Raw genomic sequence first — 11,751 nt, 5'->3', positions numbered from 1 at the left:
ATTATCTTGAATGAAAGTATTCATACTCACAAAGATATATACATATTGTCATGCTGAAGATTGGAAAGAACAAACAACCCAACAATACTAAATAATAATGAGGAACGTAACTTTAGTCCTGAGTGACGGAACAAAATTCCATGGAAAGTCGTTTGGATACGATGCTCCTGTGGCTGGAGAAGTGGTATTCAATACAGCCATGATGGGCTATCCAGAGAGCCTGACCGACCCCTCCTATGCCGGGCAGCTGCTTACAATGACTTTCCCGTTGGTAGGCAATTACGGTGTACCACCTTTCACATTCGATTCGAATGGCATTCCAACCTTCATGGAAAGTGAAAGGATATATGCCTCTGCCATCATCGTATCCGACTATACGGAGCAATATTCACACTGGAATGCCGTGGAGAGTCTGGGCGACTGGCTGAAGCGAGAGCACGTACCGGGTATAACAGGAATTGATACCCGAGAGCTTACCAAGGTGCTGCGTGAGCATGGTGTGATGATGGGTAAGATTCTCTTTGATGATGAACCAGACAATATCCCTGAGGCTGACTACGAGGGTGTTAATTTTGTAGACCGTGTTTCAACCAAGGAGATTGTCCGCTATAATGAGGGTGCCGGTAAGAAAGTTGTGCTCGTTGACTGCGGCGTGAAGGCCAATATCATCCGTTCCCTTATTAAAAGAGGTGTAGAGGTAATCCGTGTTCCCTGGAACTATGATTACACCGATATGGACTATGACGGCCTCTTCCTTGCCAACGGTCCGGGCGACCCGGATATGTGCAGCGATGCCGTTGAAATCATCCGCAAGCAGATGAACAGGAGCAAGAAGCCTATCTGCGGTATCTGCATGGGTAACCAGTTGCTGTCAAAGGCAGCGGGGGCAACGATTTACAAGTTGAAATACGGTCATCGAGGACACAATCAGCCGGTGCGTATGGTGGGGACAGAGAAGTGCTACATCACCTCACAGAATCATGGCTATGCCGTTGATGCGTCAACACTTGACAAGGACTGGCGTGAGCTGTTTGTGAACATGAACGACGGCAGTAACGAAGGAATCTGCCACAAGGAGAACCCTTGGTTTACCTCTCAGTTCCACCCGGAGGCCTGCTCCGGTCCGGTAGACACTTACTTTATGTTTGATAAATTCGTAGAGACACTGAAATAATGAAAGACGAGTCAATAAAGAAAGTCCTGATACTTGGTTCAGGCGCATTGAAGATTGGTGAGGCGGGCGAGTTCGATTACTCCGGCTCACAGGCATTGAAGGCACTGCGTGAGGAAGGCGTTTCTACGGTTCTGATCAATCCGAACATTGCTACGGTCCAGACATCCGAGGGTGTAGCAGACCAGATTTACTTTCTTCCGGTTCAACCTTACTTCGTTGAGCGTGTCATAGAGAAAGAACGTCCTGATGGCATCCTGCTGTCTTTCGGTGGGCAGACGGCATTGAACTGTGGTGTGGAACTGGACAAGAAAGGCGTACTGAGAAAGTATAATGTAAAGGTATTGGGTACTCCTGTCAGAGCTATCATGGACACCGAAGACCGCGAACTATTCGTGGAAAGACTGGACGAGATTGATGTCAGAACCATCAAGAGCGAGGCTTGTGAGGATATTCAGCAGGCCCGTCTGGCCGCAAAGACACTCGGCTATCCGGTCATCGTCCGTGCTGCTTATGCATTAGGGGGACTCGGCAGCGGCTTTGCCGATAACGAGGAAGAACTGAATACACTTTGCGAGAAGGCTTTTTCATTCTCTCCGCAGGTGCTTGTCGAGAAGAGCCTGAAGGGTTGGAAAGAGATTGAATATGAGGTTGTACGCGACCGTTACGACAACTGTATCACGGTCTGCAACATGGAGAACTTTGATCCGCTCGGCATCCATACGGGAGAGTCTATCGTCATAGCACCGTCCCAGACACTTTCCAACAGCGAGTACCATAAGCTGCGTGCGCTGTCCATCAAGATCGTCCGCCATATCGGCATCGTCGGTGAATGCAACGTCCAGTATGCCTTCGACCCCGAGAGCGAGGACTACCGGGTCATTGAGGTCAATGCCCGCCTCTCCCGTTCTTCTGCACTGGCCAGCAAGGCGACAGGCTATCCGCTTGCTTTCGTAGCTGCCAAGCTGGGTATGGGGTATGGACTGTTTGAACTGAAGAACTCCGTTACGAAGACCACTTCTGCATTCTTCGAGCCGGCACTCGACTATGTAGTCTGCAAGATACCACGCTGGGATCTCAGCAAGTTCCGCGGTGTGGACAAGGAACTGGGTTCCAGCATGAAGTCGGTCGGCGAGGTAATGGCCATCGGTCGTAACTTCGAGGAAGCGATTCAGAAGGGTCTCCGCATGATAGGTCAGGGTATGCACGGCTTTGTCGAGAACAAAGAACTGCAGATTGACGACCTCAATGCGGCACTCCGTGAGCCGACGGATAAGCGTATTTTCCTCATCTCCAAGGCGATGCACCGGGGCTACACCGTCGACCAGATTCACGACCTGACAAAGATTGACCGTTGGTTCCTCTATAAACTCCGGCACATCATCGACATTGACGAGAAACTGAAACGCAAGAATATCAACACACTTGACAAGGAACTGCTGCGTGCAGCCAAGACATACGGCTTCACCGATTTCCAGATAGCACGTGCCGTAGGACTGGAAGAGGAATGCCAGAACATGCACAAGGCAATGATGATTGTCCGCCGCCTGCGAAAGGGTTTCGGCATTCTTCCTGTCGTAAAACAGATTGACACCTTGGCTGCGGAATATCCGGCACAGACCAATTACCTCTATGTCACTTATGCTGGCGTGGCATCTGATGTCACGTTCTCCAATGATCGCAATTCGGTCATCGTGCTCGGCTCGGGTGCATACCGTATCGGCAGCTCGGTGGAATTCGACTGGTGCGGCGTCCAGGCTTTGAATACCATCCGCCGGCAGGGCTACCGATCCATCATGATCAACTATAATCCGGAGACCGTATCGACGGATTACGATATGTGCGACCGTCTTTACTTCGACGAACTGACTTTCGAGCGGGTGATGGATATCATCGATGCGGAAAATCCTCATGGCGTGATTGTATCGACAGGTGGGCAGATTCCCAACAACCTCGCCATGTACCTTGATGAGGAGAATGTGCCCATCCTCGGTACGGCGGCAAAGGACATTGACAATGCCGAAGACCGTGCCAAGTTTTCGTCGATGTTGACAGAGAACGGCATCAACCAGCCTGAATGGAGTGCATTGACCAGCATGGACGACATCGACAGGTTTGTCGATCGTGTCGGCTTCCCTGTCCTTGTCCGTCCGTCATACGTTCTCTCTGGTGCGGCGATGAACGTCTGCTCCAACAAAGACGAGCTTACACGCTTCCTGCAGCTGGCAGCCAATGTCAGCGAGGATCATCCTGTTGTAGTCAGCAAGTTCATCGAGCACGCCAAGGAAATAGAAATGGATGCTGTGGCACAGGACGGCGAAATCATGGCATACGCCATCTCCGAACACATTGAGTTCGCCGGTGTCCATTCCGGGGATGCCACCATCCAGTTCCCGCCACAGAAACTCTATGTCGAGACGGTGCGCCGTATCAAACGCATCAGCCGCCAGATTGCGAAGAAACTGCATATCAACGGACCGTTCAACATCCAGTATATGGCACGTGAGAATGACATCCTTGTCATCGAGTGTAACCTCCGTGCGAGCCGCTCATTCCCGTTTGTCAGCAAAGTACTGAAGCTGAACTTCATTGACCTTGCTACGAAGATCATGCTCGGCGTACCTGTCGAGAAACCAGGCAAGAACCTCTTCGACCTCGACTATGTGGGTATCAAGGCTTCTCAGTTCTCGTTCAACCGTTTGCAGAAGGCCGACCCGGTACTCGGTGTCGACATGAGTTCTACAGGTGAAGTGGGCTGTCTGGGCGATGACACCTCTACGGCTCTTCTGAAGTCGATGCTCTCTGTGGGGCAGCGTATTCCCAAGAAGACGGTGCTGCTTTCAACAGGCGGCGCAAAGCAGAAGGCAGAGATGCTTGATGCGGCGAAGATGTTGAAACAGCATGGTTACGAACTCTATGCGACGGTGGGCACGTCGAAGTACCTCACGGAAAATGGCATAGAGAACACCCTCGTCTATATGCCTTCTGACGAAGGGAAGCTGCCGCAAGCAATCAGCCTGCTGCACGAAAAGAAGATAGACATGGTAGTGAATATGCCGAAGGACCTTACCCCGCGTGAACTCACCAATGGCTATAAAATCCGCCGTGCAGCCATCGACCTCAATGTTCCGTTGATTACAAACAGCCGTCTGGCGAGTGCATTTATCCATGCCTTCTGCAATGTAAGTCTCGACGACATTGACATCAAGGCGTGGGGGGAATATTGATGTTTCTCTGGAGTTAGAGAGGTCAGGGGAATCAAAGAAGCCGAAGCAGCTGCTATCATTGTCATCTGTTTCCTATAAGACACTGCTGACCCTGACCTGTCTGCCTCCCCTGGCTTCCGGGACAAGGAACTGAAAGCAGTTCCTTAACTCCTTTAGCTTCTTCCAACTCCTCATGAACACTTTAAATCCTTAAAGACATGAAACATCATAGTATGAGGTCACTGCCCATGGCTCTTGCAGCTATGGCAGCAGCTGCTTTCTCATCCTGTTCTGGATGCTCTTCACGTGGTGTAGGGCATTATGATACGACACAGGTCGATACGATGATGGCTGTCAATCTCGACAGTGCCCCTTCAGACGAGGGGGCTTACGTCTCGTCCTGGTCTTATCAGAACGATTCAGCTGTGGCCACGATACAGAGCGCACCGAACAAGAATTCACAGATCACGGCCTCCAACCGCATGACCATTCGTATCCGTTATCTTGGACGTGTGGGTATTGAGGCGTGTATGATCCTTGGCGATGGTGAGCAGTTCTCCGGCAACAGTTATGACAGCACCAACTTTGTCCGCATCTATGCACGTGGCGATGAGGTGGGACGTTTTACCTACAAACCGGGTATCAGCAAGCAGACAGACTCCGCCTTCATTCAGAATCCGGTTGCCTTTGTCGATTGCTTGCGTAAGAACCGTTCACTGAAGATAGAGACAACCACCTTCACCAGTGGGTCTCTTGTCTATAGTTTCGACGCAATTCCCGGGTTGGCAGACAGAAGGCGGAAGTGACTTAGCCGTCGGGAATATTATTCCCAGCTGTTGGGAACAGTACTCCCAGCCGTCGGGAACAGTATTCCCAGTGCGTCGGGAATGAAGGTGCTCACAGTACGAAGACTTGCACTGATTGAAAAGCAAAAGCCTGACAATGTATGTCCCATCGGGATGTACAATGTCAGGCTTTCTTTTAGGATTACTGGTGTTTTCTCCAGCTTTCTGCTCTATTTCGCAATGGCTGATGCTTTCTCGCACTCTTTCATGCTTTTTCCTGTCTGGGAAGGCTCGTCAGAAGCGTTGATGTAGTAACGGCGATGAGCTTCTTCCTGACGCGGTGCAGAGAAATTGCTTACACGTTTCATATAACCGATGATGCGAGTGAGGTAGTCCACGTTTTTGGAGTGGCAATGCGGACACTCGTGGAGATAACGTTTGTCAATATGTCCACAGTCGTTGCAGATAGTGTTGGGAATATTGAAAGTGAAGTAGTTGCAGCCTTCCTGTGCCGCAACACGCAGAAGCTGTCGGTACTGGGGTTCTGAGAGATGCTCCTCAAGATTCATGTGGAGGGCCGACCCGCCGGTGAGGTGCTCAATGTACGGTGCGCCGTGCAGTTTGAACTTGTCAAGAATGGTCAGCGAATTGTCTTCTACACGATAGAAATAACTGTTGTAACAGTCACGTGGAACGAAGTAGCCGTCCTCACGGTCCCATTTGGCGTGCTTCACCCCCACGTTTTCGGCAGGAATCATCTCACAGTTGAACATTGCCTCTTTCGTCCGGAAAGCCTTGTTCTGTTTCTCTATCAGGCCGAGAACAGTCTGCACGAATTTCTTGTAGTCTTCGTTAGGCGTGATGTTTAGCCCCATGAACTCTGCCGCTTCTACAAGACCGTTGATACCGATAGTAAGATACTGACGGTCGATATTGATGTAACCGGCATCAAAAAGCGGCAGCATGTGGTTGTGCAGCAGCTCCTTGAGATTCTCGTTATACGCCAGCTGAACTTTATGGCACAATACGATTACATGCTCCAGGTACTCCTTGTAGTCGAGGTCGTGGTTGACAGCATACTGGATACAGCGGTTGAGATTGATGGTCAGCACGCTCTTCGAACCTGTCGAGACACCGCCTGCACCGAGTGTATAGGAGAAGCCGTTGTCCTGGATTTCGTTGCGCAGACGGCAGCAGGAGCTGAGCGAGTCGGCATTGTCGCTCATATAAGTGAAGAAGCTGTGGCCTTCCGAGTACATCTTGGCAGTGAAGTCACCCCATTCCTTGTCCTTGCAGTCTCCGTTCTCAGCCAGCAGTGCCATCGTCTCGACCGGGAAAGTCAGGACAGTCTTCAGACGTTCCTGGTTGAACCAGGACATGAACCGCTTCTGTAGCCACGACAGACTTTCCCAGTCAGGTTGCGATCCGTCTGGGAAGTAGAAGTTCCCGAAGAGCGACTCGAAATACGGGCGGTCGTAATAGGAGATATTCCAGAACACGGCCTGATAGTTGCGTGCGCCGGTAGGTTGGTTGAGCGAGTAGACAATCTGCTCGAAGTCATCCGTGATGATCTTGTCAATCGTGCGCTTTTTGAGGCTGAGGTCCACCACTTCGTCAGCCCGTTTCCAGTAGTCCTTACCGTATTCCTTCTGAATAAAGTAGTTCATGTACATCAGGAACTCCGGTGTGGCACAGGCTCCGGCAAGCATGGAAGAAACCATGAACACCATATTGATGAACCCACCGCAGAAGCTCTTGAGGTTTGTCGGGGCCGTAGAGTTGCCGCCGATGGAGGTCGTTCCACCGATGAGCCAGGGATACATCGTGATGGAGGCACAGTAGTTGGCGAGGTTCGTCTCGTCGTTCTTATATATAAAATGGTGGGTGAGGAGGTCGATATATTCGTCAGCCATCTCTTTGCCATACATCTTTTTGATGCGGTCGACAAGCAAGCGGCGGTTCAGCCGGATGAATCCCTGCTTCGGCAGTTCGCCGATGAGCGTAGCGATGTTCTTGTGTTCGACATTGGCATTGGCGTCAAATTTAGACCCTGTGGCAGCATTCTTTGCTACACAATAGTCGGAGAGGAACTTCATCTTCTCGAGAGTCTCACGGTCTTCTGTGTGCTGCTGGCGGTAGACGATGAAACTCTTTGCCACCTGATAGAAACCCTCCTTCATAAGTGCTGTTTCCACCTGGTTCTGTATGTCTTCCACCTTGATGTCATTCTGGATATCCAAGTCGGCGATGATCTTCGACATTGTCCCCAGATCGGTCGGCTCGTTGACACTCTCGAATGCCTTGAGGATGGCATTCATTATCTTGTCGAGGGAGAACCGTTCCTTCGACCCGTCACGCTTGGTGATTGTGAAGTTCTTTATTTCCATTGTCTTGCTTTTATTTTTAGGCGTTAATAAGCTTTGATGGACACTGTATAGACGTTGGTAAACGTTAACAGGGTACTTCTTTGTCCTTGGCGAGGAGTTGCTACAGAGTGAGCAGCAGTGTCCTTGGAGAATAGCATGAAGTTGTCCGTTTTGGATAACTTTTTCTTTTTCTCTTCATCAAAAGTTTTCCGTTTTGATAAACTTTGATGCTGCAAAGATAGGCAAAAGTATTCACTTTTCAAAGTATTCTCTGTCTTAAAAAAATGAAATAATCATCTGTTCCCGATGACTGTCAGCTGCAAATACCAGTAGGATAAAGGTTTAAGATTTAGGGCTGTAGCTGTACTTTACTTCGTGTGGTTGTAGCCTCGCTATGACTTGTAATGTTTGCGGGAAAAGTCAGGCTCTCGACATGGATTGACCGTTGTAGCCACGAGAATCGGATAATAGGATGCCATCTCAGACCCGGTACTGGTAAATAAAAAAATGTTGATGCGTTTTGTTTTAAAGGATAAATGACGTACTTTTGCAGGTCGAAACGATATGACTATGACAGATATTTCATTGATAGCCTTCGACGCCGATGACACGCTTTGGGAGTGTCAGACCTATTTTGAAAAGGTAGAGAAAGAATACTGCAGACTGCTTTCGCCTTACGCCCCGGCGGACGAAATATCGAAAGCCCTCTTTGCCACTGAAACGGCAAATATGCCCCTCTTCGGCTATGGCAGCAAAGCTTTCATACTGTCCCTGTTGGAGAACGCCGCACGGGTGAGCGATGAACAGCTGACAGCAGAGGAAGTGACGAAAATCATCGGCCTGGGTAAAAGCCTGCTGCGATTGCCGGGCAAGCCGATAGAAGGTGTGGAGAAGACGCTGGAGGTGTTGCACGAATCAGGAAAATATCATCTGGTGGTGTTCACGAAAGGTGAACTGCTCGACCAGGAAAGTAAATTCAACCGTTCCGGACTGCGTCCTTATTTTGAGGATATTATTGTCGTATCCGACAAGACGGAAGAGGCTTATCATCATCTCTGCCATCAGTTCGGCGTAAAGGTCGGACAGCTGCTGATGGTGGGCAATTCCTTCCGTTCAGACATTGAGCCTGTCCTGAAGCTCGGCGGATGGGCGGCACATATCCCTTTTCATACGGTATGGCAGCATGAGGTCGTGGAGGAGTATGACCATCCTCACCTGCTGAGGCTGAAGGAATTCGTGCAGTTGCCGGATCTGCTGTAAAGGACTTCTGAGACTGAAGCCGCTTCCCATACACCGCCTTTCCGGCTGACGGGAACGGAATCTTAACTTACAACAATCCCCCATGGCATCGCCGCCGGCCGGCGATGCCATGGGGGAATTCTGATTTCAGATCTCCCTCTCCATAAAAAGAAGAAAGGAGGGACTCCTTTCTATTCCATAGTCTTCAGAATCTCCTGACAGAGCATATGCCCCTTGATCATCATGCGGGGAATATGGAACGGACCCTTGAAGATGTTGCCTTTGGCAGGCTGTGCGACTGTCCCGTCACGGTGGAGATAGCCATACCACTCCGGATAATCCGGGTCGGGGAAATGAGCGTAGGTCCATTCGCTGATACGCTGATGGCGGTAGAGATACTCGTCATCGCCCGTGCCGAGATAGGCATAGAGCGAGGCGATGATTGTCTCACATTGCGGCCACCAGAACTTCATGTCCTGCGAATAGTCCTGCGGCGGGAGGTTACGGCAGTCACGGAAATTGATGATACCGCCGTACTGCTTGTCCCATCCCCAATCCCATGACCAGTTGAAGATGGTGAGGGCGAGGGCGAGCAGCCCCTTGTCCCAGCTGCGCCGTTTCGCTTCTTCCATGATAAACCAGGCGGTCTCGATGCAATGCCCGGGGTTGATGGTGCGTGCGATGTTCGTATCGATAAACTCGCCCTTCGGTCCTACTGTTTCCAGCAGAGCCTTGAACTCCGGGTGCATGAAGTAACGGCTGAGCAGCGAGATGGATGCATCAATCTGCCGGGTCAGCGTCGGGTCGTCGATCACCTCACGGAGGCGCGACCCCACATTGATGAGAATCATGATGATGGAGTGGCTCTGCATCTTTACACCTGCTTCGTATTTGGCAGGAAGGAAGCCCGGCGTGGAGAGGAAACGCTGTGCATCATGGAAGACCTGCAATGCCCTTTCAGCATAATGCCTGTCGCCTGTTGCCAAGGCGTATTCAGCAAAGGCTATGGCAGCGAAGGTTTCCGAGAAGACATAACGGCGTTTGCGGAGCGGTTTCCCCTCTGCCGTCACCTCAAAGTACATATGTCCATCTGTATCGAAGCAATGCTCCTCGATGAAGTCGATGGCAGACCTGGAGGCATCGAGCCATATAGGATTCTGTTCTACATTGTTGTATGCGAAGGCACAGATGAATGCCCACCGTCCCTGGAACCATACAGACTTGGTGGTGTCCATCAGCGATCCGTCACGGTCGAGGCAGGTGTAGATTCCGCCGTTCTCTCTGTCCCATCCATGGTTCAGCCAGAACGGCATAATGTTGTTTGTCAGGTCGTTCCTGTAGGCCTCGGCCCATGAACGCAAATATTCTTTCTTATCCATATTTTTAGGTGATATTGACTATATCTTTTGTTTTTAGCAGGATAGCACAGAAAGACAACCCTTCCTGTGTATGTACAAAGCAATACTTTTTACCATCAAGGTCTGGCAAAATTAGGATTAATTTGTCAATTAGCCAAGAAAATGGAAAGGAAAATCCCTTCGTGTCAGACGGATTATACGGTCATTGACGGCAGAGAGAGGATGAAATCCAATCATGCCTATGCGGTTCAAGACGGCAAGGGCGGGGGGAGACAGAGTCTTTAGAAGAGTTGTGAAATAGTTTTACATATTGTACCTGTCAGATAACAGTTTCCTGCCACAGCAGCATACAAAGAACAGATGAATGACAAGCAGTGTTATCGGGACTGCCACAGTCTGCGTTCCAATCAACGCCTGTCAGTATGTCAAGTAGTGCTTACTTGCACGCCAACTAACGCCCTTCTGCACCGCAACTAAGCACCTTTTCCAATACCATGATCAAGTCTCTGTCTATAAGTGACTTAGCTTCAAACTGTATTTTCCTCTTCTCACCCATATACCTGACTTTTGTTGAACCTGTAGAGGGTGTACACCTCCATACTCCATCCAGTTCAACCGAGAGTAAAATTTACAGACAAAACAGGAAAGCATCTGTACCTCTTTCCGGTACGACGGTCTCCTCTCCATAAATAAAAGGTGTATTGAGATGTCAATTCATTAAATGATGTATTGAGACGTCAATTAAAAAAACTGATGCGCCTTGTACACGAGGTGTCTCTCAGAATCTCCTACACGAGCGTGAGGAACTAAAAAAGGCAGACATCTCTGTCTGCCCTAAGTATTATTTCCCAGAGCCTTACCGGGCTGTTTCGGCCATTCTCCGTTGCATAAACGGTCTCACTTCTTGATGAACTTCTTTCCATTCTGGATGACGACTCCCTTGTATTCCTTGCTTACACGCTGGCCTGCGAGGTTGTAAATCGGAGCCTCCCCGTTCAGAGAGCCGTTGCTGATTTCCTCGATGCCTGACGGAACATCTTTCAAAGTAATGGTAAAGCTTTTTACACGTACCTGATGTATTGGTGTCGTAAACTCAACCTTTTTTGTATTACCTTCCCATGTTGCAGTCTTCTTGTCTGAAGAAATAGTCAGTCCATTACCAGTCTTAAAACCATCAGCCAGATAGGCACCGCCCGAATAATCATCGCATATCATAACGATCTTCACGATATCCTCCTTGGCTGATGATACGGTCAATGTGCTGCCCTTGTAGATTCGGTAAGCATACTTGTTATCCAGAGTACCTTTTGTAATAGCAATTGTAATAACATCTTTGGTAATAGCTTCTTTTGTTTCATGGTCTTGTGTCGCACTGAATGTCACAGTTTTCTGTGCAAAAGATAAAGAACTCATTGCTGCAAGTACAGCAATGAACGTCAAACGTAGAATTTTGTTCATAATAATTTGTTTTAAAGGTTTATAATAGTACAAAATTAGGTATTTCCCATGAGATATGCAACTTAATGACATATAATTTTCTTCTGTTCCGGTCAGATGGGCAGGAGACTTCCTCCTCCTTTCCCGTGCTGTGTGCGCTTACAATGTTAAAAACGTTATTTTCTTGCT

General features: G+C 49.4%; 7 protein-coding genes. 4 read left to right on the top strand and 3 right to left on the bottom strand.

The window, feature by feature from the left end; translation table 11 throughout:
- Positions 1–97 precede the first annotated feature (97 nt).
- From carA to DYH27_RS03635, 3 genes are all read left to right on the top strand, one after another.
- Positions 98–1,174, top strand: coding sequence for a glutamine-hydrolyzing carbamoyl-phosphate synthase small subunit (gene carA, locus DYH27_RS03645; RefSeq protein WP_029216577.1), 1,077 nt, complete (start codon positions 98–100; stop codon positions 1,172–1,174).
- Positions 1,174–4,398, top strand: a complete 3,225-nt coding sequence (gene carB, locus DYH27_RS03640) for a carbamoyl-phosphate synthase (glutamine-hydrolyzing) large subunit (RefSeq protein ID WP_025067837.1) — start codon at positions 1,174–1,176, stop codon at positions 4,396–4,398. Before carA ends, carB begins: the two co-directional genes overlap by 1 nt.
- A gap of 197 nt (positions 4,399–4,595) precedes the next feature.
- Complete coding sequence (locus tag DYH27_RS03635; RefSeq protein ID WP_025067838.1) at positions 4,596–5,183, top strand: hypothetical protein; 588 nt, start codon at positions 4,596–4,598, stop codon at positions 5,181–5,183.
- A gap of 209 nt (positions 5,184–5,392) precedes the next feature.
- Here DYH27_RS03635 and nrdD read toward each other — a convergent pair whose 3' ends face one another.
- On the bottom strand, positions 5,393–7,549 hold the full coding sequence (gene nrdD, locus DYH27_RS03630) for an anaerobic ribonucleoside-triphosphate reductase (RefSeq protein WP_025067839.1): 2,157 nt from the start codon (positions 7,547–7,549) through the stop codon (positions 5,393–5,395).
- Positions 7,550–8,098: 549 nt separating this feature from the next.
- Between nrdD and DYH27_RS03625 the strand changes: the two genes are divergently transcribed.
- Entirely contained in the window at positions 8,099–8,788 is a 690-nt protein-coding gene (locus DYH27_RS03625; RefSeq protein ID WP_025067840.1) for an HAD family hydrolase, read from the top strand.
- A gap of 170 nt (positions 8,789–8,958) precedes the next feature.
- On the opposite strand, the gene DYH27_RS03620 is transcribed toward DYH27_RS03625, so the two are convergent.
- On the bottom strand, positions 8,959–10,146 hold the full coding sequence (locus DYH27_RS03620) for an AGE family epimerase/isomerase (RefSeq protein ID WP_025067841.1): 1,188 nt from the start codon (positions 10,144–10,146) through the stop codon (positions 8,959–8,961).
- 876 nt (positions 10,147–11,022) lie between these two features.
- Entirely contained in the window at positions 11,023–11,583 is a 561-nt protein-coding gene (locus tag DYH27_RS03610) for a hypothetical protein (protein WP_025067843.1), read from the bottom strand.
- Between the last annotated feature and the right edge of the window lie 168 nt (positions 11,584–11,751).

This window comes from Prevotella denticola, from assembly GCF_900454835.1.
In the GTDB taxonomy this organism is placed as follows: Bacteria; Bacteroidota; Bacteroidia; order Bacteroidales; family Bacteroidaceae; genus Prevotella; species Prevotella denticola.
Note: the sequence above shows the minus strand (reverse complement) of the source record. Positions and strands in the feature narration are given on the sequence as shown.

Coding starts and splice junctions, on each gene's coding strand:
- carA (WP_029216577.1), top strand. CDS start 98: ATGAGGAACGTAACTTTAGTCCTGAGTGACGGAACAAAATTCCATGGA.
- carB (WP_025067837.1), top strand. CDS start 1,174: ATGAAAGACGAGTCAATAAAGAAAGTCCTGATACTTGGTTCAGGCGCA.
- DYH27_RS03635 (WP_025067838.1), top strand. CDS start 4,596: ATGAAACATCATAGTATGAGGTCACTGCCCATGGCTCTTGCAGCTATG.
- nrdD (WP_025067839.1), bottom strand. CDS start 7,549: ATGGAAATAAAGAACTTCACAATCACCAAGCGTGACGGGTCGAAGGAA.
- DYH27_RS03625 (WP_025067840.1), top strand. CDS start 8,099: ATGACAGATATTTCATTGATAGCCTTCGACGCCGATGACACGCTTTGG.
- DYH27_RS03620 (WP_025067841.1), bottom strand. CDS start 10,146: ATGGATAAGAAAGAATATTTGCGTTCATGGGCCGAGGCCTACAGGAAC.
- DYH27_RS03610 (WP_025067843.1), bottom strand. CDS start 11,583: ATGAACAAAATTCTACGTTTGACGTTCATTGCTGTACTTGCAGCAATG.